Source organism: Nocardiopsis sp. CNR-923 (assembly GCF_001942255.1).
Taxonomy (GTDB): Bacteria; Actinomycetota; Actinomycetes; order Streptosporangiales; family Streptosporangiaceae; genus Nocardiopsis.
Map to the genome: position 1 here is coordinate 14,744 of NZ_MKKC01000087.1, position 26,230 is coordinate 40,973.

Annotated in this window: 17 protein-coding genes, 5 pseudogenes and 1 riboswitch; of the genes and pseudogenes, 6 read left to right on the forward strand and 16 right to left on the reverse strand. The window is 72.6% G+C overall.

Translation table 11 applies throughout. The features are described from left to right. Positions 1 to 182: 182 nt before the first annotated feature. The 6 genes and pseudogenes from BJF83_RS14045 to BJF83_RS14065 form a co-directional block, all read right to left on the reverse strand. The gene (locus BJF83_RS14045; protein ID WP_075926657.1) at positions 183 to 1,898 is read right to left on the reverse strand and encodes a DUF885 domain-containing protein; all 1,716 of its coding nucleotides are present in this window, start codon (positions 1,896 to 1,898) and stop codon (positions 183 to 185) included. An 81-nt stretch (positions 1,899 to 1,979) separates the two neighbouring features. Then, positions 1,980 to 2,572 (reverse strand): annotated as a pseudogene (locus tag BJF83_RS14050) (ATP/GTP-binding protein). Positions 2,573 to 2,606: 34 nt separating this feature from the next. Next, a complete protein-coding gene (locus BJF83_RS14055; protein ID WP_369974511.1) occupies positions 2,607 to 3,023 on the reverse strand; it encodes a DUF742 domain-containing protein in 417 nt (138 codons plus the stop codon). Positions 3,024 to 3,121: 98 nt separating this feature from the next. Next, complete coding sequence (locus BJF83_RS14060; protein WP_075926658.1) at positions 3,122 to 3,523, reverse strand: roadblock/LC7 domain-containing protein; 402 nt, start codon at positions 3,521 to 3,523, stop codon at positions 3,122 to 3,124. A 235-nt stretch (positions 3,524 to 3,758) separates the two neighbouring features. After that, positions 3,759 to 4,832 carry a hypothetical protein gene (locus tag BJF83_RS29200; protein ID WP_262391542.1) on the reverse strand — a complete coding sequence of 358 codons (1,074 nt, stop codon included), beginning with the start codon at positions 4,830 to 4,832 and terminating at the stop codon, positions 3,759 to 3,761. Between the two features lie 8 nt (positions 4,833 to 4,840). Then, entirely contained in the window at positions 4,841 to 7,066 is a 2,226-nt protein-coding gene (locus BJF83_RS14065; protein WP_262391543.1) for a nitrate- and nitrite sensing domain-containing protein, read from the reverse strand. A 1,009-nt stretch (positions 7,067 to 8,075) separates the two neighbouring features. On the opposite strand from BJF83_RS14065, the gene BJF83_RS14070 reads away from it, so the two are divergent. Next, positions 8,076 to 8,918 (forward strand): D-alanyl-D-alanine carboxypeptidase family protein, encoded by an 843-nt coding sequence (locus BJF83_RS14070; RefSeq protein ID WP_262391544.1) that lies wholly within the window; start codon positions 8,076 to 8,078, stop codon positions 8,916 to 8,918. A gap of 42 nt (positions 8,919 to 8,960) precedes the next feature. On the opposite strand, the gene BJF83_RS14075 is transcribed toward BJF83_RS14070, so the two are convergent. From BJF83_RS14075 to BJF83_RS14100, 6 genes and pseudogenes are all read right to left on the reverse strand, one after another. Further along, entirely contained in the window at positions 8,961 to 9,641 is a 681-nt protein-coding gene (locus tag BJF83_RS14075; RefSeq protein WP_075926659.1) for a hypothetical protein, read from the reverse strand. A 30-nt stretch (positions 9,642 to 9,671) separates the two neighbouring features. Next, the gene (locus BJF83_RS29205; protein ID WP_075926660.1) at positions 9,672 to 9,896 is read right to left on the reverse strand and encodes a hypothetical protein; all 225 of its coding nucleotides are present in this window, start codon (positions 9,894 to 9,896) and stop codon (positions 9,672 to 9,674) included. Positions 9,897 to 10,020: 124 nt separating this feature from the next. After that, positions 10,021 to 10,351, reverse strand: a pseudogene (locus BJF83_RS14085) (substrate-binding domain-containing protein); the annotation flags it as partial. 28 nt (positions 10,352 to 10,379) lie between these two features. Further along, a complete protein-coding gene (locus BJF83_RS14090; RefSeq protein WP_075926662.1) occupies positions 10,380 to 11,237 on the reverse strand; it encodes a MetQ/NlpA family ABC transporter substrate-binding protein in 858 nt (285 codons plus the stop codon). Positions 11,238 to 11,292: 55 nt separating this feature from the next. Continuing rightward, positions 11,293 to 12,024: a methionine ABC transporter permease gene (locus BJF83_RS14095; RefSeq protein ID WP_075926663.1), complete on the reverse strand. Its 732-nt coding sequence runs from the start codon at positions 12,022 to 12,024 to the stop codon at positions 11,293 to 11,295. Continuing rightward, positions 12,021 to 12,976 (reverse strand): annotated as a pseudogene (locus tag BJF83_RS14100) (methionine ABC transporter ATP-binding protein). Before BJF83_RS14100 ends, BJF83_RS14095 begins: the two are co-directional and overlap by 4 nt. Positions 12,977 to 13,424: 448 nt before the next feature. Between BJF83_RS14100 and BJF83_RS14105 the strand changes: the two are divergent. From BJF83_RS14105 to BJF83_RS14110, 3 genes are all read left to right on the forward strand, one after another. After that, entirely contained in the window at positions 13,425 to 14,498 is a 1,074-nt protein-coding gene (locus tag BJF83_RS14105) for a hypothetical protein (RefSeq protein ID WP_075926664.1), read from the forward strand. 396 nt (positions 14,499 to 14,894) lie between these two features. Continuing rightward, positions 14,895 to 15,098 (forward strand): hypothetical protein, encoded by a 204-nt coding sequence (locus BJF83_RS29210; protein ID WP_262391545.1) that lies wholly within the window; start codon positions 14,895 to 14,897, stop codon positions 15,096 to 15,098. Beyond that, positions 15,059 to 15,766, forward strand: coding sequence for a hypothetical protein (locus BJF83_RS14110; protein WP_262391546.1), 708 nt, complete (start codon positions 15,059 to 15,061; stop codon positions 15,764 to 15,766). The genes BJF83_RS29210 and BJF83_RS14110 overlap by 40 nt, the downstream gene beginning before the upstream one ends. 56 nt (positions 15,767 to 15,822) lie before the next feature. On the opposite strand, the gene metE is transcribed toward BJF83_RS14110, so the two are convergent. Continuing rightward, complete coding sequence (metE, locus tag BJF83_RS14115) at positions 15,823 to 18,105, reverse strand: 5-methyltetrahydropteroyltriglutamate--homocysteine S-methyltransferase (protein ID WP_075926665.1); 2,283 nt, start codon at positions 18,103 to 18,105, stop codon at positions 15,823 to 15,825. A gap of 144 nt (positions 18,106 to 18,249) precedes the next feature. After that, a riboswitch (cobalamin riboswitch) is annotated at positions 18,250 to 18,481 on the reverse strand. A 226-nt stretch (positions 18,482 to 18,707) separates the two neighbouring features. On the opposite strand from metE, the gene BJF83_RS14120 reads away from it, so the two are divergent. Beyond that, on the forward strand, positions 18,708 to 20,273 hold the full coding sequence (locus BJF83_RS14120; RefSeq protein WP_075926666.1) for a polysaccharide deacetylase family protein: 1,566 nt from the start codon (positions 18,708 to 18,710) through the stop codon (positions 20,271 to 20,273). Between the two features lie 172 nt (positions 20,274 to 20,445). Continuing rightward, positions 20,446 to 21,951 carry a polysaccharide deacetylase family protein gene (locus BJF83_RS14125; protein ID WP_262391547.1) on the forward strand — a complete coding sequence of 502 codons (1,506 nt, stop codon included), beginning with the start codon at positions 20,446 to 20,448 and terminating at the stop codon, positions 21,949 to 21,951. Positions 21,952 to 22,030: 79 nt separating this feature from the next. Here BJF83_RS14125 and BJF83_RS14130 read toward each other — a convergent pair. The 3 genes and pseudogenes from BJF83_RS14130 to BJF83_RS14140 form a co-directional block, all read right to left on the reverse strand. After that, positions 22,031 to 23,178: pseudogene (locus BJF83_RS14130) on the reverse strand (quinone-dependent dihydroorotate dehydrogenase). After that, positions 23,175 to 24,101, reverse strand: coding sequence for a proteasome assembly chaperone family protein (locus BJF83_RS14135; RefSeq protein WP_075926667.1), 927 nt, complete (start codon positions 24,099 to 24,101; stop codon positions 23,175 to 23,177). The pseudogene BJF83_RS14130 and the gene BJF83_RS14135 overlap by 4 nt, the downstream one beginning before the upstream one ends. Before the next feature lie 231 nt (positions 24,102 to 24,332). Continuing rightward, positions 24,333 to 26,074, reverse strand: a pseudogene (locus BJF83_RS14140) (ABC-ATPase domain-containing protein). Positions 26,075 to 26,230 lie beyond the last annotated feature (156 nt).

The following is a 26,230-nucleotide window of genomic DNA, read 5'->3' on the forward strand; positions in this document are numbered from 1 at the left end:
GTCGGTCGCGGCCGGTGCGGCCGTCGCACGGCCGGAGAAGGCGTGCCCCTACCGTGCCCCGCTTCGCGGGCTGAGCGGTGTCGGACAGCGGGGGCTCGGGCGGGGTCGTGTCGACTGACGAGAACGCGGCGAGAGCCGTGCTGGGGCGTCGCGCGGCGGGGCGAGTGTCCGCCGCGCACGTCCTAGCACTGCTCCGCCAAGCCCAGGAGCGTGCGCAGGTGGCGCGGCGGCGGGGACCCGTGGGCGAGCATGGCGTCGTGGCGCTCGCGCTCGGTGAGCTCCGGCCGCCGGGCGGCCAGGTCCCGGGCGATCTCGGCGACCTCCGTGTAGCCGACGTAGTACGTCGACAGCTGCGCGCTGGTCAGCTGGGCGCGGCGCCACTTGCCGACCGCCTCGCCCTCCTCCTGGTGTCCGCGCTCGGTGAGCAGGGCGATCGCCTCGGCCTCGGTGATGTCCCGGGTGTGCACGCGTACGTCCAGGACGGCGTTGAGCAGGGCGCGCAGCCGCGTCTTCAGCTGGATCAGACGCAGCGCCAGGTTGTCGCGGCGCGCGGCCTCCCCGACGCCGTCGCGCCAGCCGCGGCCCGCGAGAACCTCCTCGCCGTAGACCGCCCAGCCCTCGACGAACGTGCCGCTCCACAGGGTCCTGCGCACCCGGGTCCCGCCGTCGTGGCGGCTGGCGTGGGCCAGTTGCAGGGCGTGGCCGGGCACGGCCTCGTGCACCATGAGGTTGCGCAGCATCGTGCCGTTGTACTCGCGGAAGAAGGAGTCCTGCCGTTCCTGGGGCCAGTCCGCGGGCGGCGGGGCCACCGCGACGAGCGTCGGCATCTCGTGCGCGGCGGGATCCAGCGGCCCGGGCGGGTCGCAGTAGGCCACGGCCACGCCGCGCCGCGCCTCGGGCATGGGGATGATACGGACGGGGTCGTCGTACACGGTGACCAGGTCGAGTCCTCGGACCCGGTCCCACAGGTGGGTCAGAGCGTCGTCGCAGGTCGGTCGGACGCCGTCGGCGTCGGTGGCGGTGGTGCGGGCCAGCCCGGCGAGGACCTCGGCGACCTGGCCGGCGCGGCGGGGGCGGCCCTCGTACTCCGCGGCGGCCTCGGCGATGGCCTCCTCGGTGGCGAGCAGGTCGCTCTCCGCCCGCACCAGCAGCGCTTCGGGGGAGAGTTCGGAGTCCAGGGTGTACCAGAGTTGGGCCGCGAAGTCCCGTTCGCCCAGTCGGGGGTCTGCGGTGGCCGTCTCGACTTCGTCGCGCAGCCACTGCCCGTACCGCTCGACCGCGGCCAGGGCCGCCTCGCGCGCGGGGTCGACCCGCCCGGACAGGGAGGGCTCCCGGCGGAGCAGGTCGGGGATCCCGTCGGTGAGCATGGCGCGGGCGCCGGCGAGCTGGGCCAGCGCGGTCTCGACGTGGACGCGCGGCATGCCCGCCCCCTCGCAGAGCCGGGCACGCGCGGTGTCGAGGTAGTCGGGCAGCGCGGCGCAGCGCGCGGCCAGCGCCTCCAGGCGTTCGGGCACCGGGAGGGAGTCGCGGTCCAGCAGCGTGTAGACGGCCTCGCCCGGAGAGTACAGCAGGGGATTCCAGGTGAGCGGGCGCAGCTCCGCGGTGTGCCACAGGTCCGCGCTCAGCTTGGCGCGCAGGATCTCCAGATCGACCAGGTCGCCCTCGGGGATGAGGTCGCCGTCGATCTCGTCCAGCGAGCCCAGGGCGTCCGTGAGCACGGCGACGCGCCGCGTGTCGGCCTCGGCGCTGCGGTCCGACAGCCGGGAGGCGCCACGCGTGTCACCCAGCTCCAGAGCCCACTCGGGGGCTTCCTCCAAAAGGGCGTCGAGCACCCGTTCGGCCACCTGTCGGAACCGCTGTGTCATCGCCTCGGCGTCGGGCTGGGAGGGAGAGCTCATTCCCCCATGATGCCAGCACGGACGCCCGGTCCCCGCCGTGCGGGAACCGGGCCGTGCTCTGTGCGGGACCCCGGCCCGGGACTAGCGCCAGGAGTTCTGGCCGCCAGTCGAGGTGGGCTGTCCTGCCGCGCCCTCGGGGTCCCCCACCGTGATGGCGTGCTCGACGAGGGTGATGAGCGTCGACTTGGTGGAGGCTCGGTCGCGGGCGTCCACCTGGACGATGGGGATGTCCGGGCTGAGCGTGAGCGCGTCCCGGACCTCGTCCGCGGCATGGGGGTAGTAGCCGTCGAACCCGTTGATCGCCACGATGAAGGGCAGGCGCGCCTCCTCGAAGTAGTCGATCGCGGGGAAGCAGTCCGCTAGGCGGCGGGTGTCCACCAGCACGACGCGCCGATGGCGCCATCGACGAGATCGTCCCACATGAACCAGAACCGGTGCTGTCCGGGGGTGCCGAACAGGTGCAGGATCAGGTCGGAGTCGATGAAGATGCGGCCGAAGTCCATCGCCACGGTGGTGGTCTGCTTGTCCGGCGTCTTGGCGAGGTCGTCCACCCCGACGCTGGCGCTGGTCATGACCGCCTCGGTGGTCAGCGGCACGATCTCGGAGACGGAGCCAACGAATGTCGTCTTCCCGACACCGAAGCCCCCGGCGACGACGATCTTGACCGACGTCATCGCGTTCCCCCCAGCACCGCCTTCCTCGGCTGGGCTAGAGCTTGCGAAGTCCACTGAGCACCCTTTCAAGCAGGTTGGTGTTGGGACGGGCGTCGTTGTTCAGCGAAGACCTGATCTGGACCAGTCCCTGCTCGGACATGTCCGCCACAAGCACCCGTGCAACACCGAGCGGCATCCGCAACAGCGCGGAGATCTCCGCCACGGACCGCCACTCCCGGCACAGGTCGCTGATCGCCTGCCACTCGGGCGTCAGCGTCCCAGACTCGTTGCGGGCCGCCGCCGTCGCCGAGATCAGCGCCTCCAGGGGAAGCTGCGACTTCGGCTTGGTGCGACCCTTGGTCACGGCGTAGGGGCGGACCAGTGAACTGGGCGCGCTCCCCGCCGCGGGTCGTTGTTCGTACGGTTGTTGGATTGGTCGGGGAACATCTCCGCCGCCCGGCACAGACGGGATCCCTCCGGTGGAGGGACCGCTCGGCTGTTGTCCGAACCACGAGGCGCTCCCGGCATCTCTACTGTGAGGTGCCACCACTTCCTCCTGTCGGTGGTGGATCAGTGGATTCCCGAGGTGCGCGCCGTTGGTGTCAGCGCCCGCCCCGCCCGCTCGACGAGCAGGGTCATCTCGTACGCGACCAGACCCAGATCACTCTCGGCCGCTGCCAGGACCGCCAGGCAGGAACCGTCGCTGATGGCCATGATGAGCATCAGCCCCCGTTCCATCTCCACGACGGTCTGGGCGACCGCTCCACCCTCGAACACCCGGGACGCCCCCTGTGTCAGGCTGGAGAGGCCGGAGGCGATGGCAGCCAGCTGGTCCGCCCTGTCAGCCGGGAAGCCCGCCGACGACGCCAACGGAAGGCCGTCCGAGGAGACGACGATCGCGTGGGCGACATCCGGAACCCGGTCGGCAAAGTCAGTGATCAACCAGTTGAGCTCATTGACCTGTCGACTCATCTGATCTCCTGTCCAAGTTCGCCGGCTGGTCTCACCGCACTGCTACCGCCGGCACGGCATGTGACAGCACTGTTACTGCGTCCGCTCCGGAGCCGTCTGAGGGGACGGCCACCGGGGGTCTGGTGTTCGACTCTCGTCAAGCGCTGGGTGTAGCCCGTCCGAGAAGCTCGGTTGATGCTATTGCATCCGGCTTCCTCGAATAAGGGGGACCCCGTCCCACCACGTTCCACCGGCGTCATCCCTCCGTCGAGCCGTCACCCAGCTGGTTACGCCCCTCGCGAACACCCTTCTGGAAGCCCGAGAAGCGGTTGCGGACGCGGTCCGCGCTGCGCGTGGGCATCTGCTTGAAGTTCTCCGGTCGAGGAGCGGTCCCCGGCACAAGGTTTGCCTTGGGAACACGTTTTGGCAAGCCCGAAGTGGTCAGCCCACCGGCGAGCGGCTCGGACGCGGTGCGCGCGGCCTGCCAACCGCGGTCGGCGGCGGACTCCCAGTCGCGCTCCGTACCGGCGCCCTGGCCGGAGGGGGCTGGCTGGCCGCCGGCCCGCGCGTGGGCGGACCGCACGCCGGTCGGCCCCTGGGCGCTCGGCCCGCCGACCGGTCCCTGTGCGGGCTGCTCGGGGTCGACCTGCCGGATCGGGCCGGTCTCGGTGGAGTCGACGGTCGGACCGCCGCTGCGGCGCTTGAACCAGTTCGACTCGATGGCGTCGAAGATCGGCAGCGAGTCCGATCCCTCACCCGCCGGGGTCGGCGGAACGACGGTGTTGCTCGGGCCGTGAGCGCCCCCGTAGCGGCGGGACAGGTAGGCGGTCGACCCGTAGCCCTCGCGGGAGTCGGAACCGCCCGTGCGCCAGTTCCCGGTGTCGTTGCCCGTGTGGGGACGCTCCGGCGTCGAAGGCTGCGTCGGCTCCGGACGGGGGGAGGGTCGAGCCCCCCAGTCGGAGGAGACCGACGGGAAGGAGCCGGTGTCCTCGTCGCGCGTGGACGGACGCTCGTGCGCGCCGCCGGTGTCGCGGCCGGGCAGCGGGTCGGAGTTCCCGCGCCCGCCCGAGGCGGACGAGGAGCCCGAACCGAAGAAGTCCGTGCCACCGCTGTCGGTACGACCTTGGGTCCCGGTGTCGGTGGGACGCGAGAACGCGGAGGTGTCGCTGGGGCGGCTGAACGCGCCGGTGTCCGTCGAGCGGCTCGGGAACCCGCTGTCGCCGAAGACCGACCCGCCGTCGTCGGAGCGCGGAGCGGGGTCGAAGAGGCTGCGCCCCGGACCGTCCGAGCGGTTCTCGCCCTCGTCGGAGACGTCGTAGGGGTCGACCACCGGCTGGTTCAGGTCGGCGCCGCCCGACCCCGTGGTCCCCGCGCCGCGGGTCGTTCGAACAGCGAACCGGAGCGGCTGGCGCCCTGGCCGGTGTCCCACAGGTCCTGGCCGCTGGGCGGGTGCTCGTCGCCGCGGGTGGTCCCCGGCTGGCGCTTGGGCAACCCGCCGAGCGTGCCGATGTCGGAGGGGGCGTCCCCGGTCTGCCACGGGTCGCCCGGCTCGGCGGGCGCGGGGCTGGAGGCGAAGGCGGCCTCGGCCTCGGCGTAGGTGTCGGGCGCGCCCGTGGGCAGCTGCGCGCGCGGCTCGGCGCCGCCGACGGCGTGCTGGCCCTCGACCGGGGTGATCAGCAGGTCCGGCGGGAAGATGACGCGCGCGGTGGTGCCGCCGCCGTGCGCCTCCGCCAGTTCGAGCTCGATGCCGTGGCGGTGGGCCAGCCGCGAGACCACGAACAGGCCCATGCGGCGCGAGACCGCGACGTCGATGACGGGCGGGGCCGCCAGGCGGGCGTTGATCGCCGCCAGGTCCTCGGCCGCCATGCCGATACCGCTGTCGGTGACGTCGACCTGGACGCCGCCGTGCGCGAGGGTCTTGGCGCTGACCAGGACCTCGGTGTCGTGCGGCGAGAACGAGGTGGCGTTCTCGACCAGCTCGGCGACCAGGTGGATGACGTCGTTGACCGGGCGGCCGAGCACGGAGATGTGCGAGGGGGCGCGCACGTTGACGCGCTCGTACTGCTCGACCTCCGAGACGGCGCCGCGGAGGACGTCGACCAGCGGGACCGGCTGCGCCCACTTGCGGGTGTTGTCCTGACCGGACAGGACCAGCAGGTTCTCGTTGTTGCGGCGCATGCGCGTCGCGAGGTGGTCCAGCTGGAACAGGTCGGAGAGGCGGTCGGCGTCCTGCTCGGACTGCTCCAGGCCGTCGATCAGGCGCAGCTGCCGTTCCACCAGGGTCTGGCTTCGGCGGGACAGGTTGACGAACATCGCGTTGACGTTGCTGCGCAGCGCGGCCTCGTCGGAGGCCAGGGTGAGGGCGACGCGGTGGACGTCGTCGAAGGCGCGGGCCACCTCGCCGATCTCGTCCCTGGTGTCGACCTCGATCGGTGCGACGCGGGCGTCGGGGGCGCTTCCCGCCTCCTGCATCCGGTTGATCGCCTCGGGCAGGTCGCGGTCGGCGATGCGGCGGGCGCCGTCCTCCAGGGTGCGCAGGGGGCGCACCAGGGAGCGGACCACCAGAGAGGTCAGGACGAACACCGCGAGCAGGACCGCGACGACGACGACGAGGTCGGTGACCGTGCGCGTCATGGCGGCGGTGCGCAGCTCGTCCGCGTCGGCGGCGATCGCTCGGGCGATCTCCTCCTCCACCGTCTGGAGGAGGTTCAGAGCGGTGGTGGCGATCTCCTGGTAGTCCTCAGGGCCGTCGTTGTCGGTCACGCCGGTGAGGTTGTCACCGCGGTCGGCGCGGTACATGACGCGCATGCGCATCGTGGAGACCTGGCTGACCTCCAGACCGGTGAAGTTCTCGTCGAAGATCGCGCGCTGCTCGGGCGAGGCCGCCTGGACGAAGTTGGAGATCTCGTTCTCGTAGCGGGCCCGGCTGGACTCGATGGCCTCGGCGATACCGCCGGTCATCGTGTTGCGCGAGAGCGCGTGGCTCATCAGCGCGGTCTCGTAGGAGAGCTGGTCGCGCGCGCTGGACAGCGCGGTGAGGGCGCGCACGGCCTCACGCAGGTCGGTGTCGCCGCTCTCGTCGGCCATGGTCTGGTTGAACTCGCGCAGCGACCGGGAGATCGTGCGGTAGTTCGTGACCACGGGCAGCACCGTCACGCGGGTGGTGTCGACCTCCTCGCGCATCGTGTCCAGGTTCGCCAGCTGGCTGCGCAGGTTCTCCAGGCGGGTCGTGGCGAGTTCGCCGTCGAGCTTCCCCAGGTCGTCGAGCTGGGCCATGAGGCTGGTGTACAGCTCGCGTGAGGCGTCGCGCTGCTCCTCCAACCCCTGGCGCAGGTCGTCGGACCGGCGTGAGGGGTCGGGGTCGTCGGAGATGTAGATCGCGCTGGCCGAACGCTCCCGGCCGAGCTGGTTGGCCATCTCCACGACGAGGACACCGATCTCGGCGCGGTCCTGGATGTGCGCGTGGGTGACGGTGGTGTCCGTGGACTCGTAGACCCTCAGACCACCGAGCGCGAGCGCGACGGCTGTGGGGATGACGATGAGGGCCACCAGTCGGGAGCGCACCCGCCAGTTACGTGGCCGCCACCAGTCGGCTCTGCGCCTGGGCGCGGCATCTGCGTGTTCGGGCTGCGCTGCCTCGCTGTGCGCATTGGCCCCGCTTGCTGTCGCTCGTGTCGACACGGACCCTCGCAACCTTTCGTGTCACCGCCTCGAACGGCTGTTGAACCCAGGGGTTGACCACTCCTGACCGAAGCAGTCTTCGGAGGTGATCGGTTCGGACCCTGCGGCCCGCCGGATCAGGAAGCGGTGGGAGTTTGGGGAAGATGTAGAAGACTGTCCGCCGGACTCGCCTGGGAGGAGAGGCGCCGCCCACCCAACAGGTTCCTTATGTTCCTTAGGTGCGCGTGCGGTGGATAGCGTACCAATGGGCGCGAAGGACTCGCTTCGCCCGATTGGCGGCCTTCGGCGGGATCATCCGCACCCGTCCGCCGCCACCGCCCCCCGACTGTCGAGATTCTGACCAATAACCCAGGTCATCGATGCCGTCCGAAACCCCACCACTGGTGCTGGTAACTATTTGGACACGCGCTTTGCCTCCCCATCACCACCTTCCCGACATGACATCGTGACATGACGTATATGCAGGTCCTGGGGAGGAACCGATGCCGTGCACCCCATCGCGCCCACCGTCGGACACGGTCGGTGCCAGGTTTCGGACCGAGTGTCCCGCACGCGACCCGCGCGTGTTTTCGGTCAGGTATGCACTCGCATGGGGAACCGCGGTCCTGTTCGTCCTCACCGCCGCGACCCCGGGCTCCGCCGACACGGGGCCGTCCGACGCCGCCGAGGAGCCCGGACTCGGTGACGTGCGCGTGGAGCTGGCGGCCCTGCGCGCCGACCTGCAGACCCTGCGCGGCGCCGCCGTGGACCGGATCGCCGACTACCAGCGCGCAAGCGTGCGCCTGGCCGAGGCCACCACCCGCCGGGAGGCCGCCCAGGAACGGGCCGAGACCGCCCGCGCCCGACGCGAGGCTCCCGGCTGGCCGCCGCGCGCCAGGCCGCCGCGGCCTACATGGACGGATCCGCGCACCCCGCCCAGGCGTGGTTGGGCGGCCCCGAGGACCTGCTCGAACGCGGCGCCTACCTCACACTGCTCGCCGGACACCGCACCGCCGATCTCGACCGCGCCGAGGCCGCTCGCGTCGCGGCGGGCACCCTCGCCGACCTCGCCGAGGGGGCGGAACGCGAACGGGCGGAGGCGGCCGAGGAGGCCGCCTCCGCCCGTGCGGAGGCGCAGGCCGCCCTCGACGCTCAGGAGGACCGGTTCGGTGAGCTGCTGGACGAGCAGACCCGGTTGGAGCGACTGCTCGCCGAGCGCCGTGCGGCGTGGGAGGTCCGAGCGGCTCGCGGGCCCGCCGAGGTGGCGGGGGCGGGGGAGCGGGCCGTGCCCGCGGCCGGCGCCGGGGGCGGGGACGACCGCGCGCGGATCGCCCCGGACACCCCGGTCTGCTCGGGCGGCGACGGCGGCTCGCACGTCAACGGCCGCTTCCCCGTCTCGGCGCTGTGCCCGCTCCCCCAGGCGGGCGAGTGGCTGCGGCCGGACGCGGCGGCGGCCTTCGTCGCACTCGACGCCGCCTACCGCGCGCGGTTCGGCGTGCCGATGTGCGTGGCCGACTCCTACCGCCCCTACCACGAACAGGTGCGCCTGTTCCAGGAGATGCTGCCCGGCATGGCCGCCCGCCCGGGCACGAGCCAGCACGGCCTGGGCTTGGCCGTGGACCTGTGCGGCGGTGTGCACCAGCCGAGCAGTCCGCAGCACGCCTGGATGCTCGCCAACGCGCCCGGCCACGGCTGGATCAACCCCGACTGGGCGCGTGGCGGCTTCGAACCCTGGCACTGGGAGTTCACCGGGTGAGCGCCCGGTCGGGTGCCCGGGACCGGGCCTTGGGCGCGACGGTCAGACCAACGAGCCCAGCCGCAGTTCGAACCCGCCCAGCGTCCCGGCGCGCACCTCGACCTCGTCGTCGGGCTCCAGGAGCTCGGTCTCCAGACACAGCAGGGCGCGGACACGGCCGGACCCGGCGGCCGTGAACCAGACGTCCTCCGGATCCACGTCGCCGTGCCCCACCCGGCGCTCGTCCACGAAGGCGGAGAACTCCCGTACCCGTGCCCCGTCCCCGCCGACGATTCCGTCCCTGGTGACCAGGTCCGGGCCCAGGGTCAGTTGGAGGGGCTCGCCTTGCACGCCGAGCCACAGACAGGCCATGGTGTAGGCGGCGGTGGGCCCCGCCGCGCCCGCGACGGCGGCCAGACCGATCCGTGCCCTGCGCGCACCGGTCACCACTCCGTCGTCCACGCCCCGAACCAGGTCGGGGGCGAGGGCGCTCACGGTGTCGCCGAACCGGGCCGCCACGGGGTCGGCGGGGACCAGCGGCGCGCACAGGCGCGCCTCGGGCTCGAAGATGATCTCCACCGGCTCGTCGACCGCGCGGGCGTGGGCCTCGGCCATCGCCTCGTGCCCCGCGTCCAGGAGCGCGGCCAGGTCGTCGGTCACCGGACAACCGTGGACGTCACCGTCCTCCAGGGCGCCCAGGCGCGCGCCGCCACCGCTCGGCGACAGGTAGGTCACCCAGTCCAACGTCGCTCCTCACCGTCCGGGCGAGCGTGCTCACACCGCGGCGACGGGGCTGTGCTCCTTGCCCGTCCCGGCGCAGCCCCGGCAGGGCTCGTCCACCCGTAGCCAGACGATGACGCCGTTGCCGTCCCGGTGCGGCCGTTCGGGCCGCCACCATCCCGTTCCGGAACAGAACCGGCAGTCGACGCCGCTCCGTTCGCACCAACCGCATGAGCGTATCGCGCACCGCGTGTGTGTCGGTTCCCGCGTCGGGTCCATGCGCTCCCACCGTCTCCCCGCGAAATCGCGACCAGCCTGACACAGCGGCGGGGCGCGCGTCCACCCGTGAACGCGGGCGAAATGGCGGGTCAGAGCGGGTAAGTGACCGGTCGGCGGGGCCGGTTCAGGCCGAGTCGCGCACCACCAGACGGGTGTCCAGGACGGTCGACGCGCTCTCCCCCGCCCCTGGGATCGCCACGTCGACGAGCAGGCGCGCCATCTCCCGACCCATGCGCTCGGTGGGTTGACGCACCGTGGTCAGCGGCGGTTCGCAGTGCTGGGTCATGAAAGTGTCCTGGAACCCGACCACGGCGACGTCCCCGGGGGCACGCGCGGGCCGCGCTCGCGCAGCAGGCGCAGGGCGCCCAGGGCAGTGAGGTCGGATGCGGCGAACACGGGTCCGGGTCCCCGCCGGCCTCCAGCAGCCACCACGTCGCGCGGGCGCCGTCGTCGACGCGGCCGGGCGACGGCGAGACCCACCCGTTACCGCTCCTGCGCCCCCATCGGGATGATGATGCCCGCCCAGCGACGCTCCATGAAGGCGCGCACCTCCTCGCTGTGCAGCAGCTCGTCCAACCGGAGCAGGTGCCGGTCGGCGCGGCTCTGGGCGCGCACGACCAGACCGTTGGCGTAGGGGTTGTCCTCGGTGGACTCCCAGGCCAGCACGTTGGCCGTCGCCGGCAGGTCGGCCTCCAGGGCGTAGTTGCCGTTGACCACCGCGGCGTCCAGGTCCTGGAGCGACCGGGGAAGCTGCGCCGCCTCGACCGGGACCAGTTCGGCCCCCGAGATCTCCACGTCGTCGAGCGCGGGCGTGGTCCCGGCGTCGTCGGCGAGGACGATGACCCCGTGGGCGGCCAGCAGGTGCAGCGCCCGCCCCATGTTGGACATGTCGTTGGGCAGGCCGATCCGCGCCCCCTCCGGCAGCGCCTCCAGGTCAGAGACCTCCTCGGAGTAGATCCCGAACGCCTCCAGGTGCACGTCGGACAGGTAGCTCAGGTCCGCTTCGGGGTTGCCCGCGAGGTACTCCTCCAGGAACGGCAGCGTCTGGAAGTAGTTCGCGTCCAGTTCGCCCTCGGCCAGTGCCGTGTTCGGCTGGTTGTAGTCGGTGAACACCACCACCTCCAGTTTCAACCCGGCCTCGGCCGCGAGCTCGTCGTCGACGAACTCCAGGATCTCGGCCTGCGGCACGGGCGTCGCGCCGACCCTCAGCGTGGCCAGCCCCTCGACTCCGCCGCCGCCCTCCTCATGCGCGCGCTCGCTCGGGCTCCCGCAGGACGCGAGCAGCACCGCGGCCAACCCCGCCGCAACGCTCGCACGCGCCTTCGCGTTCCATGTCGACATCTCCGTCTCCCCTTCTGCACTGGACAGCGGACACTTCGGCGGGGGGAGTAGCGCGTCAGCGGCGGGCCAGGCGGCGCACCACCAGGTCGCCCAGGCTCTGGCAAGCCTGCACGATCACGATGAGCAGGATGACCGTGGCCCACAGGTAGTGGTCGTTGAAGCGCTGGTAGCCCTCGCGGATGGCCAGGTCGCCCAGGCCCCCTCCACCGATCGCCCCGGCCATGGCCGAGTAGGTGATCAGGGTGACCACGGTCATCACCAGCCCGGCGACCAGGCCGGGCAGGGACTCGGGCAGCAGAACCTTGCCCACGATGGTGAGCCTGCGTGTGCCCATCGCGTGGGCGGCCTCGACGACCTCGCGGTCCACCTCGCGCACGGCGGTCTCCACCAAGCGCGCGAAGAAGGGGGTGGCGCCGATGCTCAGCGGGACGATCGCGGCCGTGGGGCCCAGGGTCGTGCCGACCAGGAAGCGGGTCAGGGAGAGCACCGCGACCATGAGCACGATGAACGGCAGGGAGCGACCGACGTTGACGACGGCGCCGAGCACGGCGCGCACGGCCGGGGCCGGGGTCAGACCGCCCCGGTCCGTGGCCACCAGCAGCACGCCCAGAGGCAGGCCGAACAGGACGCTGAAGACGGTCGCCCACCACACCATGTAGACGGTGTCCATGGTGGCCAGCCACAGGTCCGGCCACATCGCGGGCCAGGCGAGGACGAAGTCGGCGACCGCGCCCGCCGGGCCCGAGGAATCGGCGGACGAGGCGAGGGTCAGGGCGGGGATGGTCACTGTCCGGCCTCCTCGACCAGCAGGCCGCGCTCGGAGAGGAAGGCGAGCGCCTCGGCGCGGCGGGCGCCGCGCACGTCGACGTTCAGGCGTCCCACGGACTGTCCGGCGACGCGCTCCACGCCGCCGCCGCGGATGTTGACGTCCACGTCGAAGCGGCGGGTCAGCTCCGAGATGAGCGGCTCGTCGACGGAGCGCGGGTAGGTGACGGTCACGGTGTCGGATCCTCCGTCCTCCGGGATCGGGAACAGGGACCGCGCCAGGAGCGAGCCCGGCGTGCCGATGAGGTCGAGGACGCGGCCGGCCTCCCGGAACTCCCCGTTCTCCATGATGGCCGCCGAGTCGCAGATCCGCTTGATCACGTCCATCTCGTGGGTGATCAGCACGATGGTCAGCCCCAGTTCGTCGCGCAGGCGGCCGAGCAGGGCGAGGATGGAGTCGGTGGTGGCCGGGTCCAGTGCGGAGGTCGCCTCGTCGCTGAGCAGGACCTTGGGAGCCGAGGCCAGGGCGCGGGCGATGCCCACACGCTGCTTCTGACCGCCGGAGAGCTGGGACGGGTAGGCGCGCGCCTTGTCGCCGAGCCCGACCAGCTCCAGGAGCTCGCCGACCCGGGCCCGGCGGCGGGCGCGGTCCGCGCCCGCGACCTCCAGCGGGAAACCGACGTTGCCCGTGACCGTGCGCGACGACAGCAGGGCGAAGTGCTGGTGGACCATGCCCATCGTGCGGCGCGCGGCACGCAGGCGGGACCCGCGCAGCGCGGTCAGCTCCTGGCCGTCGACCGAGACCGCGCCGGAGTCGGGGCGTCCAGGAGGTTGACCGAGCGCAGCAGCGTGCTCTTGCCCGCGCCGCTCTGCCCCACGACACCGTAGATCTCGCCGGGCTCGACCCGCAGGTCGACCCCCTTCAGGGCGGTCACCCGGTGCTTGTTCAACCGGTAGGCCTTGTGCAGGCCCACTGCGTCAATCACGGTCTTCCCATCGACGTCTCAGCGGTGGTGTCCGGCGCCCGTGGGGATCGTCCGGGGCGGGACTCCGCGCGGGTTCGACGCCCGCGTCCGAGCGTACGGAGGGCTCGGGGGCCGGAGGGAGGCGACGCGCCGGAGCGCGCGTGCCGCCGCACCTCCAGCCAACCACGTGCGGGCGGGTCCGGTCGGCCCATACAGTGTCCGCAATAGGGTTATTTTTACCACATTGCACGATTTAGAGTACTGTGCAATTGACCACGCCTTTCCCGAATCCACACGGTCCCGCCTACACTCATGACGATCCCGTGACTCTCGCCCCGAACGACCGCGTGTGCGAGGGATCCGGCCCGGGCGGTCCCCACACCCGCCCCGGCACACACCAGCGTGAACGCCCGACAACCCGCCCTGGGACGTATCGGGCCCGAGGAGCGATCACATCGTGCAGCCCGACGACCCGATCCGCGAGGACGGCGCCGCCCGTGCGTCCGAGAGCGACCCGTACGCCGACTTCTGGGCGCCTCAACCCCGCGCATGGACGTGCGGCGACGTCCTGGCCGAGCTCCTGCCCCGCCGCTCCCGCCCCGCGCGCCCCGGACGCGTGGCCGCGAGCGCCCTGGCCATCGTCCTGACCGCCCTCCTGACGGCCGCCCCGCACGCGGCGGGAGCGACGGTCGCACCGCGCGAGCCGGAGGACATGGACACCCTGCGCTCCCGCGCCGAGTCACTCACCGAGGAGTTCCAGGGCGAACTGCGCGACATGGAAGCGGTCATGGCGGACGCCGAGACCGCCGAGGCCAGCGCCGAGGCCTCCCGGGGGGAGGTGGATGCCGCCCGCTCCGAGGTGCGCTCCCTGGCGGTGGCCGCCTACACCGGTCAGGGGATCGACCCGTCGATGTCGCTCTTCGTCGACTCCGACCCGGACGAGGTCATCGACCGCGCGGTGCTCATCGACTACCTGGCCTCCACCCACGACGACCTCATCACACAGCTCGACCAGGCCCTGGAACGCGACGAGGCGGCGCGGGCCGAGGCGCAGGAGCGGCTGGCCCAGGTGGAGGAGGACCTGGACCAGTTGGAGGACCGGCGACGCGAGGTGCAGCGGATGATCGCCGACCACCCCAACCAGCCGATGGAGCCGCCTGACAGCATCACCCCGCGCACGCGTCAGATGCGCGACGAGGTCCTCGCCCGCTTCGGCGAGGGGCGCGACGTCGGCGGGTACGGCTGTTTCCGGGCGGTCGGCGGCTATGTGGTCGGCGAGCACCCCAAGGGCCGGGCGTGCGACTTCATGGTCAACGGCAACGGCCAGATGCCGTCCGAGGCCCAGGTTCAGCGCGGATACGAGATCGCCGAGTGGGCGAAGGAGAACGCCGAGGACTTCGGGATCATGTACATCATCTACCGGCAGCAGATCTGGGACATCCGGCGCGGCGGCGAGGGCTGGCGCGACATGTCCGACCGGGGCAGCGTCACGGAGAACCACTTCGACCACGTGCACGTCTCGATGTTCTGAACCGCGGCCGCGACCGGCCACGGCGTCCCCAGGGGCGCGACGTCGCACCGCAGGCGACACGAAACGGTGACGATTCGCCCACCGGTCCGATATCCTACCTGCCCACCGCGCGCGTCCCGCGGCTAGGATTGCCCCACGTCCCAGCCCTGGCCTGCGGTAACGTTCGTGTCCGACCAGCTCACGGAGCCGCCCCGGAGCCAGGGACCTGCTCACTACACCGGGGATCGCCCGCCCGCGCCACCCGTCCTCGCCCACGGGCCGGCGCGCCGGCGGGCCTCCCCGCGGTTCCCGGACCGCCGACTCGCCCCCTCGGCGGCCCCGCTCCGCGGTGGACGCGCGAACCCATCGGCGCTCTCGGGCGCCACCGACACATCACACCACCGGGCGAGGGGAGCCATGAGCGAGAACGGACCCTACAACCAACCGCCCCGCAGCCCCCACGGCCACGGGGCCCCGCCGGGGGAGGCGGGCGGACGCACGGGGGCGGAGGCCACCACGGCGGCCAGGGGTACCCACCTGCCCAACCCCCGGGGAGCGGCGCGGGCAAGGCGGGCCCCTGGGTGGTCGGCGTCGGCGGCGTGGTCATCGTCGGCCTGGTGATCGCGGTGCTGGTCACGCTCGTGACCGACGGCTCCTCGACCCCTCCGGCCGCCGACGACACGACCGCGAGCGCCGAGGACACCGGCGCCACCGACGCCCCCCACGGGTCCGTGCCCGTCGCCCCGGCCGCCGAGCCGCCCTACCCGGTGCCCGCCGAGCCCTGCGACGCCTTCACCACGCGGGTGACCTCCGACTTCCTGCTCACCGAGGCCCCCGAGAAGTCCGTGCAGGACACCACCGCCCGGTGCTCCAGCACACTGGCCGAGGCACCCGAGGGCAACGGCCCCGAAGACTACGCGTCCCTTCGCCTGACCTACTCGGCCGCCGACACCGCCGACGGGGCGACGGCCGACTTCGAGGCCGCCGGGGACGACGTCACGGGCGCGACGGAGTACTCGTTGTACGTCGCCGAGGGCGTCGAGGACGACCGCGAGGCCGACCTGGGCGACCAGGCACGCTTCGTCGTCACGCGCTACGACTACGTGGGTGACCAGGTCCCCCAGGCGGTCCTGCTCGTCCGCAGCGCCAACCTCAACATCCGGATCGAGTACCAGGTCATGCCCTCGCTCCTGTCCGACGGCGGCACGGAGGACCTGGTCCTGCCCGACCACACCCAGGAGATGATGCTCAACGCCGGGGCGGAGGCGCTCGCCCTGGTCGGCGCCTGACCGCACCCGGGACTCGACGGGGCCGCGGCGCACCGCCGCGGCCCCGTACGCCCCGACTAGGACAGGTCGGCGCGTACGCGCCTGGCCGCCTCGACCATGTTGCGCAGGGCCTGTTCGGTCTCGGCGTATCCGCGCGTCTTGAGACCGCAGTCCGGGTTGACCCACAGGTTGCCCGCGTCGATGTGCGCGACCGCCAGGCGCAGCGACGCCTCGATCTCCTCCACCGACGGCACGCGCGGCGAGTGGATGTCGTACACGCCGGGGCCGATCCCGCGCTTGTAGCCGCGACGGCCCAGGTCCTGCACCAGCTCCATCCGCGAGCGGGCCGCCTCGACGCTGGTGACGTCGGCGTCGAGCGCCTCGATCCCGCCGACGATGAGGCCGAACTCGGAGTAGCACATGTGCGTGTGGATGACCGTGCTCTGCGCGACCCCGGAGGTGGCCAGGCGGAACGAGCCCACGGCCCAGTCCAGGTAGGCCGCCCTGCGCTCCTCGCGCAGCGGCAGCAGCTCCCGCAGCGCCGCCTCGTCCACCTGGACGTGGCGGATCCCGGCTCGCTCCAGGTCGGCGATCTCGTCCCGCAGTGCGAGCGCCACCTGGCGGGCGGTCTCGCCCAGCGGCTGGTCGGTACGGACGAACGACCAGGCGAGCATCGTCACCGGACCGGTCAGCATGCCCTTGACCGGCTTCTGGGTGCGCGACTGGGCGTAGGTGATCCACTCGACCGTCATCGGCTCGGGGCGCGAGACGTCCCCGTACAGGATCGGGGGTCGCACGCAGCGCGAACCGTAGGACTGCACCCACCCGTTCTCCGTGGTGGCGTAACCCCGCAGCTGCTCGGCGAAGTACTGCACCATGTCGTTGCGCTCGGGTTCGCCGTGGACGAGCACGTCCAGGCCGATCTCCTCCTGGAGCGCGATCACACGGTCGACCTCACCGCGCAGGATCCGGCGGTACTCCTGCTCGCCCAGCTCGCCCTTGCGGTGGGCGGCGCGCGCCCGCCGCAGTTCGGCGGTCTGCGGGAAGGACCCGATCGTGGTCGTGGTCAGCGGCGTGTCCGTGGGAACGTCGCGGTCCTGCGTGCGCTCGGAGGCCTCCGGGCCCAGCGCGTCGAGACGGGCGCGCACCCGTGCGTCGGTGAACGCGGGGTTGGCTCCTCCGGTCTCCCGGCCCGCGCGCTCGACCCCGGCGCCCTCGGACAGGACGCGGCCCAGCAGCGCGACCTCCTCGGCCTTCTGCTTGGCGAAGGCCAGGGCCGCCCGCAGCTCGGGGTCGAGGGAGGTCTCGGCGTCCAGGTCGATCGGCACGTGCAGCAGCGAGCAGGAGGTGCTCACGGTCAGCTCGTCGGTGAGGGCGAGGAGGGTGCCGAGGGTGGCCACGGCGGCGGGGACGTCAGTCCTCCAGACGTTGCGGCCCTCGACGACACCGGCGACCAGGCGGGTCCCGCCCAAGCCGGACACCTTGACCAGGTCGTCGACGCCCTCGGCGTCGGTCACCAGGTCCAGGCCGACCGCCTCGACCGGCGCGTCCTTGAGCACGCGCAGCGCGGCGGCGCCGATGGAGCCGAAGTAGGTCGAGACCAGCAGTGAGGGACGGTCGGTGAGCCCGCCCAGACGCTCGTAGACGTGCTCCAGTCGGTCGACGGCGGCGCGGCCCTCGTCGGTGGCCAGGATCGGCTCGTCCAGCTGCACCTCGGTGGCCCCGGCCGCCTTGAGGTCGGCCAGCAGACGGGCGTAGGCGTCCAGGAGCTGGTCGAGCAGCTCGATCGGCGCCCATCCCTCGGGGGCCTCGTCCGCGGCCTTGGCCAGGAGGAGGAAGGTCAGCGGGCCGACGAGGACCGGCCGGGTGTGGTAGCCCGCCTCGGCCGCCTCGCGGAACTCAGCGACCGGCTTGTCGCCGACCAGGCGGGGACGGGTGCTCGGCGAGAGCTCGGGGACCAGGTAGTGGTAGTTGGTGTCGAACCACTTGGTCATCTCCAGGGGCGGCGCGCCCTGCACGCCCCGGGCGAGGGCGAAGTAGCGGCGCAGCTGCTCGTCCCGGTCCTTCGCGGTCGCCGGGGAGGCGAAGCGGGAGGGCACCAGGTCGAAGAGGACCGCGGTGTCCAGGACGTGGTCGTAGTAGGAGAACGTGTTGGACGGCAGGTCGTCGACGCCCGCCTCGCGCAACTGGGCGTAGACGCCCCTGCGCAGGTCGGCGGCGACCGCGTCCAGCTCCTGGACGCTCGCGCGGCCCTTCCAGTAGGACTCGCTGGCGCGCTTGAGTTCGCGCCGCGGGCCGATCCTCGGGAAACCGTGCACCGTGGAGCGCACGGTCGCCTTCGCGTCCGGTGGCGTGGTCATGAAGCTTCTCTCCCTCGTCGAAAGCCGGGTTCCGGCCGCCAGGGGACTCCGAGGGCAGGCCACGCCGAGGGGCGCTCCGCGGACGCGCACCTGTTCGCCACCGACCTCGGCCCTCCCTCGGGGCACGGGACCACCGGCGGCACGGGTGCGCCGCCGGGTGGAGGCAGGTCTTCGGACTCGTGGGCACCGCCGGTGCGCGCACCGGCGACCTACCGGTCACCGCTTCCCAGTTTCCGACCAAACCGACCGGATTACCAGTGCTTATGGCGACTGTCGTTCCCACATACCGCTGCGGGGCAGTCCCGGACTCCCACCGGGTTCCCTCTCGCGACGCACACCACATTCCCCACCGGCGACATCCGGCTCGGAAGTGGAGCACGTACCTTCCACGCCTGCAAGTATAGGGAGGCCCCCTCACGCCCCTGCACCTGGTGTGGACGCCGCATTCCCGCGCGCCACCCCGCCGTGAACTCCGACCGCCTGGCGCGCGTCGCACCCGACATAGGCGTTATCCGGAGGCGGCCCTCCCCCGCCGTCCCCGCGGACGTTCGTCTGACGATCAACGTGGAGAACCCCTGGTGAACAAAGAGTCCCCTCAGAGCATGGCAGCCGATCGTCCCGTCCTCACGGTCGTGGTCGCGATGGCGGTACTGGCGGGGCTGTTGATACTCGCGACCCGGTCCACGGCGGCCCCGGGGCACGTCGCCGCCGACGGAACGGCGCGCGGATCGACGCAGGAGAGCGCCGCGCCGGCTGCCACGGGCGAGCCCGACCGGCTGACCGTGGTCGACCCGGCGGACGTGGTCGGCGTGGAGGAGACCGAACTGTCCTACGACGGCGATGTCACCGCGAACGTGACGTATCCGGTCCTGAGCAACGCCGAACCGCTGACCGACTTCCTCGCGCGCGCCCTGCACGGCGACGTGGCGGCCTTCGAGGCGGCCAACCCCGGGGCGGAGTCCTACACCGGCGCATGGAGCCTGACCGCGGCCGACGACGACCTGGTCGGCGTGCGCATGGCCAGCACGGAGACCGACTCCGAGGGGGCACGCGAGTGCCACACCACCTATTGGTACGAGGCCGACACCGGACTGGTGCACGGCTCCAACCAGCTCATCGCGGGACAGGACGAACTGGCAGAACTCGCCGGACTGATCCGGCGACAGGCAGCCGACGACGTGCGCGCGCCGGCCCTCCACCCGGTAGCGGCGCTGTTCGACTCGGTGGGCTTCAACCCCAGCGGCGACCTGGTCGTGGAGTTCGACGCCGGACAGGTCGCGGCGCCCGCCGCGGGACCGGTGCACGTGGTCGTCGAACGCGACGAGGCCGAACCGCTGCTGTCGGAGCTGGGCGTGCGCGCCCGCGACGCCGCGACGGTCGGTGTGGAGGCGTTCGCCCTGGCCGGGCGCCCCGAGGCGGACAAGGACGGTGTCAGCGACGAGCAGCCAGGCGTGATCCCGCCCGTCGACGACGACGTGGACTGCTCCGACCCGGAGACCCGGTGCGTGGCGCTGACCTACGACGACGGCCCCGGTCGACGCACACCCGAGCTGCTGGACGCCCTCGCCGAGTACGACGCCCGCGCCACCTTCTTCGTGACCGGCGTCCCGGTCATGGAGCACCCCCGGATCGTGCGTCGCGCCTACGCGGAGGGCCACGAGATCGCCAACCACACGCTGAGCCACCCCGACCTGTCCGCCATGAGCCGGAGCGCGGCCCGCTCCGAACTGGAGACCGTCCAGGCCCAGGTGTACCGGGAGACCGGCTACACCATGGACCTGATGCGTCCGCCCTACGGCGCCACCGACGACGGGATCGCCTCCGTGACCGAGGAGATGGGGCTCGCACAGATCCTGTGGAGCGTGGACACCATGGACTGGAGGGACCGCGACGCCTCGGTGGTCACCGAACGCGCCCTGGACGGCGCGTCCCCCGGCGCCGTCATACTCATGCACGACATCCACGGCAGCACCGTCCGCGCGTCCCACCGGATCATCCGTCAGCTGGACGCCCGCGGATACACGATGGTCACCGTCTCCCAGCTGCTGGGCACGACCTCGCCCGGCGCCGCCTACCACCACGGCGGCCCGGAGGAGGACACCGAAGGCGCCGAGGACGGCCGCGGGAGCTACCGTCACGAGTCCGACGAGGAGCGCGGCGGAGACTGACACGACCGCGCCGCCCGCGCCAGGGGATGTCCACATGTGGACACCGCCCCAGCCGGGTGGCCCAGGTCACCTATGTTGCTGCCATCAGCCGCCAACCGTCCGGCAGGGGTGAGCAAGTCCGGTGCAGCAGTCGACCCGACCACGTCAGATTCCGAGTGTCCGCAGTCCTGGCGTGGAACGGGCCGGCCGCCGCTGGCTCGGCGCCGTCATCGCGGCGGTGTCGTTGACCGCCGCGGCGTGCGCCACCCCTGAGAGCGACGCGAGCGCCGCCGACCGGATCACGGTCGTCCTGGACTCCGCCGAGGGACCCGTCAGCGAGTGGACCGGCGACGCCGCTGACTTCGCCGACCACCCCCACGTCCCCGAGGGCCTACCGATCAGCGTCGCCTACCCCGAGTTCGAGGGCGCGCCCGCCTTCGCCGACGAGCTCGCGCGACTCGTCGACCGGGAGGTGCTCGACTTCCGGGGCGCCAGCCGCGACCCGGTCGACCTGACCGTCGACTGGGAGGTCGTCGCGGCCGGCGACGGGGTACTCGGCGTGCGCCTGATTCGCACGGAGGAGGACCTGCACGGGCTGCGGCGCGGCTACGAGACCTACTGGTACGACGCCGCGACCGGCCTGACCCGTTACTCCTCGGAACTGATCGCCGGGCAGCAGGAGCTGGCGGAGCTCAACGGGATGCTCCGAGCCGAACTGGCGGACCACCCCGACGTCGACGTGGAGAGCCTCCTGCCGATCCGGGCCAGCTACGACTCGATCGGGTTCAACGCCGAGGGCGGCCTGGTCGTGGAGTTCGACGACGGCCACCTGTCACCCGTACGCGAGGGGCACCCGCCGGACTCCTCCCCCGGAAGGGTCGCGGTGGCGGTCGAGGCCGCCGCGGCCGAACCGCTGCTGTCGGAGCTGGGCGAGCGGGCGCGGTCGGCGTCGCTGCGCGAGGAACCGGACTACGCCGTGCCCGCGGCGGGAGCGGTCCCCGATCCGCGCCCCGCCGTGCCCGGGGAGGTCGTCGCCGGGGACGAGGACCTCGACTGCCGCGACGAGGAGGTCCGATGCGTGGCGCTGACCTTCGACGACGGCCCGGCCGACACCTCCGTGCACCTGCTGGACCTCCTGGCGGAGGAGGAGGTGACGGCGACGTTCTTCCTCAACGCCGACCCGGCGCTGACCCACCCGTGGGTCTACCGGCGGGCCTTCGCCGAGGGGCACGAGATCGCCAGCCACAACGACCAGCACGAGCACATGCCGGACATGCCCGTCGCCGACCTGCCGCGTCAGGTGTCGGCGGTCAGCGCGATCGTCAGCAGGCACACGGGGCACACGGTGCGCCTGTTCCGACCGCCCTTCGGCGACAGCTCGCCGGAAGTGCTCGACGAGATCGGCGACCAGGGGATGGCCCAGGTCCTGTGGAACGTCGACAGCCAGGACTGGACGGGACTCGACCGTGACGGGATCGTGGACCGCGTCGTGCACACGGCGGAGCGGGACGCGGTGGTACTGCTGCACGACACCCTGCCCCCGACCGTGGCCGCGGTCCCGGAAATCATCGAGCGGCTGCGCGAGCACGGCTACGCGTTCGCGACCGTGTCCCAGGTGATCGGTGAGCCGGAGCCCGGAGAGTCCTATCCGGTCGGCGCACGGGTGCCCGGAACCGGGGGTGAGACCCCGGAGTCCTGAGCGGTACGGGAACGACCGGCCGCCACCCGGCGCGCGACGCCCGGTCGGGCCGGTCGACCGGGCGTCGGCGCGGTACCGGTCAGGAGGCGGCTTCGACGTCGTCGCCCACCAGGCTCAGGCCCGGAGGCGGCGCGTCGGCGCCCACCGCCTCGCCGACGGAGGAGTACCCGGCCTCGCGCACGAGCCGCGCGAGACCGCGGTGGACGCGGCGCGGCCACAGCGGACCGCCGTAGATCAGCCCGGTGTAGCCCTGGACCAGGGTGGCTCCGGCACGGATGCGCGCCCAGGCGTCCTCAGCGGTCTCGACGCCGCCGACGGCGACCAGGGTCACGCGGTCCCCCACGCGGGCCCGCAGGCGGCGCAGCACCTCCAGGGAGCGGTCCTTGAGCGGGGCGCCGGACAGACCGCCGGCCCCGGCCGCCTCGACCTCCTCGGCGGTGGCGGACAGGCCCTCACGGGAGATGGTGGTGTTGGTGGCGACGATGCCGTCCAAGCCCTCGGCCAGTGCGAGGTCGGCGACCGCGTCGACGTCCTCGTCGGCCAGGTCCGGGGCGATCTTCACCAGCAGCGGCAGCGCCGGGCGCCCGGCGTCGGCCAGGGCCGCCCGCACTGCGGTCAGCAGCGGGCGCAGGCGCTCGACGCCCTGGAGGTCGCGCAGCCCGGGCGTGTTCGGCGAGCTGACGTTGACCACCATGTAGTCGGCGTACGGGGCCAGTCGGCGGGCGCTGGTCGCGTAGTCGGCCGGGGCGTCCTCCTCCGGGGTCACCTTGGTCTTGCCGATGTTGACGCCCAGCAGCGGACGACCGGCCGCGCGCTGGTGGTGCAGGCGTTCGGCGACCAGGGCGGAACCCTCGTTGTTGAAGCCCATCCGGTTGACGACGGCGCGATCTCGACCAGCCGGAACAGGCGCGGTCTCGGGTTGCCGGGCTGGGGCTGGGCGGTGACCGTGCCGATTTCGACGAACCCGAAGCCGAGCGCGGCCAGGCCGCGCGGGCTCTCGGCGTTCTTGTCGAACCCCGCGGCCATGCCCAGCGGGCCGGGGAACTCCCGGCCCAGGGCGCGCACGGTCAGTTCGGATTCACGCGGGCCCAGCAGCCGGCCCATGGCGGTCGCGACGCCCGGGACGGCCGCCGCGCCGCGCAGGGCGGCGAAGCTCAGCCTGTGGGCCGCCTCGGCGTCCACGTGCCGCAGGACCGAGCGGAAGAGCACTTGGTAGAACACGGTCATCCGTTTCCGTCGCCCTCGCGCTCTGCGAGGAAGCGTTCGAGTTCCGCGCCGAGCTCGTCGGCGGTGGGCAGTCCGCCCTCGTCGTCGGCGAGCGGGAGCGTGGGCCGCTCCCCGTCGCCGACGCGTGAGGACATGATGTCGTCGTACTGGCGTTCCAGGTTGGCCACGACACGCTGGACCTCCTCGGAGGCCGCCACCTGTTGGGCGATGTCGACGTCGGTAGTTCTCGCCACGTCCTCCAGCGCGCTCGTGGGAAGGTCCAGTCCGGTCGCCCCGGAGACGTACTCGACGGCGGCCAGGGCCGCGCGGGGGTACTCGGACTGGGCCAGGTAGCTGGGCACGTGGACGGCGTAGCCGACGAAGTCGTGGCCGGCCTGGCCCAGGCGGTACTCCAGCAGTGCGACCGCGCTGCCGGGCACCTCGACCCGACCGATCCAGGGGGTGTGGTCCGCGACCAGTTCGGGGCGGGTGGAGTGCGGGGTGACGGTGACCGGCCGGGTGTGCGGCACGGCCATGGGGATGCCGTGGGCGCTGACCGACAGCGTGACCTGGAAGTGGTCGATGAGGGCGCCGACGGCCGACGCGAACAGCTCCCACTCGCGGTCGGGCTCGGGCCCGTGCAGGACCAGGAAGGGCGCGCCCTCCTCGTCGTGCATCCGGTAGAGGGCGATCTTGGGCTCGGAGTAGTCGGTCCAGGCGTTCTCGACGAAGGTCATCGTCGGGCGGCGGGCCCGGTAGTCCACGAGCCGATCCGCGTCGAAGGTCGCGATCTCCTCCGCGGTGAACCGGTCGAACAGCGTCGAGGCCAGCTGGCGCCCGGCGTGACCGGCGTCGACGAAGCCGTCCAGACAGACGAGCATCGCCAGTCCGGCGACGTCGTCGAAACCGGGTTGGAGTTCGTACAGTTCTGCGGGTTCACGCACCGGGTTCTCGTCTCCAATGTGGTCGGGAGCGCAGGGGGCGACGCCGGGGCAGCGGCCGGGGCGACGGCCGCGCACGGCGCCGCGAAGCCCGTGAGGACCCGACCGCGTGCCACGTGGTCGGGAATGCCCTGCTTGTCCACAATACCGACCCACAACCCGTGGGAGAGGGCCGTGGGAGGGCCTCTCACCTCGGGGTGACGGTGACCACACCGGCGCCGGGCAGCGGCCGGGTCAGCGCTGTTCGGCGACGCGCAGGGCGCGCAGGCGGTTGAGCACGGCGGCGATCTCGTGTCTGCGCGGCAGCGCGTAGTCGCCGCCGTAGTCCCCGCCGAGCAGGGTGACGCCGTCCTCGTCCAGGGCCCGTTCGAGGGAGTCCAGGGCCTCGGCCAGGGTGCGCGCCCCGTTCAGGTGGCGGCCGCGCACGAGTTCGCGCAGGGCCAGCCCGGCGCCGGTGATCTGGCCGGGGTCGACGAACTGCTCGACCGAGCGCACGTCGACGTCGTGGTCACCGAAGACCAGCACGTCCATGTCGCGCCGTTTGATCCTGCTCCGGCCCCGGTCCGTGGCGGGGTCGACCGAGGCGGGGTCCACCACGCGGTGGCGGGGTGCGGTGAAGTCGGCGTCGGTCCGCTCCCGGGCCAGGGCCCGGGCACGCTCGGTGACGTCGTGCGGGTGGTAGGCGTCGAGCATGACCACCTGGTCGGCGACGTCGAAGTAGTCGCCGCTGCCGCCCATGACGAGGACGGTGGAGACGCCGTGCTCGCGGCGCAGGGGGCGTACCAGGTCGATGAACGGGACCAGCGGTTCGCGGTCGCGTGAACGAGGGCCTGCATGCGCTCGTCACGGATCATCAGGTTGGTGGCGGTGGAGTCCTCGTCCACGAGCAGGGTGCGCGATCCGGCCTCGACGGCCTCGCAGATGTTGGCGGCCTGGGAGGTGGAGCCGGACGCGTTCTCGGTGCGAAAGTCGCGGGTGTCCGCGCCGGTGGGCAGTCCGCGCACGAAGGGGCTGACGTCCGTGCGCTCCACGCGGCGGCCCTCCTCCGCACGGATCTTGACGGCGTCGTCCCTGGTGACGACCAGTTCACGGCCGTCGCCGGGGATGTGGTCGTACACACCGCGCTCCAGGGCGTGCAGGAGGGTGGACTTGCCGTGGAACCCGCCGCCGACGATGAGGGTGATTCCCTCGGGCACGCCCATGCCCGTGACGGTGCCCCGGTGGGGCAGGTCGACGCTCACGCGCAACGAGTCGGGCGACGCGAAGGGAACGGCGCCACGGGTCATGGGCTCGTCGCTGACACCGCTGCGGCGGGGCAGGATCGCGCCGTCGGCGACGAAGGCCACCAGGCCCCGCTCCGCCAGCCGGGCGCGCAGGGCCACGGTGTCCGCGACGCTGTCGGCGTAGGCCTCGGCCTCGGCGACGTCGATCTCCTCCCAGTACAGGTCGTCGACCAGGTCGGGGAGGGTGGCGCAGAACTCGCGCGCGGCGGCCCGGCCGTCGATGCGGCGGCCTCGGCCGGGCAGGTCGATGCCGATGCGCAGGTCGATACCGCCGTCGGTGAGCTGGCAGGAGGAGCGTTCGATGACCTGCTGGCCGCCGGTGTCGATCCTGAGCAGCGACCCCCTGAGCAGGCGGCGCGCGCGGCGGCCGAGGTGGTCGGCCGTGGCGCGGCGCCGGACGGGGTCGGCCCAGGCGCTCTTGGGGACGCCCGCGTCGTGGATGAGGACGCGCACGCGCGAGGGCGGCGCGAACGGGTCGGCCTGGGCGTGCTGCACGGTGAGCGTGAAGTCGCCGAAGTCCCAGTCGCCCTTGAGCGTCTTATAGCGGCCGTAGGAGTCACCGTCCATGCGCAGCAACTCCGAGGAGAGCCGGGCGTCGTCGCGCACGCCGCGGATCGGCTCGGGCTCAGGCCTGCGGCCGCCCCCGCCGCCGTGTCGGCGCCCCTGGCCGCCGCTCCCGTACCGTCCCGCCATGGTGTCCCCCCGTGTTCGTGGCACTGCTCAAGCCAGGTAGGTGGAATCGCGACCCGCCGGAGGAGGCCTGTGGACGACCTGGGGCGGAGCCGGCCGCGGGGGCACGTGCGTCCGAAGCGGTCCGGTCACGGCCTCGGGAGGCGGGACCGGCCCCGG

Bases quoted from the DNA above. Each gene is read 5' to 3' on its own strand.
- BJF83_RS14060 (WP_075926658.1), bottom strand. From the start codon at position 3,523: ATGAGTCGACAGGTCAATGAGCTCAACTGGTTGATCACTGACTTTGCC.
- BJF83_RS14070 (WP_262391544.1), top strand. From the start codon at position 8,076: ATGGACGGATCCGCGCACCCCGCCCAGGCGTGGTTGGGCGGCCCCGAG.
- metE (WP_075926665.1), bottom strand. From the start codon at position 18,105: ATGACCACGCCACCGGACGCGAAGGCGACCGTGCGCTCCACGGTGCAC.
- BJF83_RS29210 (WP_262391545.1), top strand. From the start codon at position 14,895: ATGAGCGAGAACGGACCCTACAACCAACCGCCCCGCAGCCCCCACGGC.
- BJF83_RS14090 (WP_075926662.1), bottom strand. From the start codon at position 11,237: ATGTCGACATGGAACGCGAAGGCGCGTGCGAGCGTTGCGGCGGGGTTG.
- BJF83_RS14045 (WP_075926657.1), bottom strand. From the start codon at position 1,898: ATGAGCTCTCCCTCCCAGCCCGACGCCGAGGCGATGACACAGCGGTTC.
- BJF83_RS14120 (WP_075926666.1), top strand. From the start codon at position 18,708: ATGGCAGCCGATCGTCCCGTCCTCACGGTCGTGGTCGCGATGGCGGTA.
- BJF83_RS29205 (WP_075926660.1), bottom strand. From the start codon at position 9,896: ATGGACCCGACGCGGGAACCGACACACACGCGGTGCGCGATACGCTCA.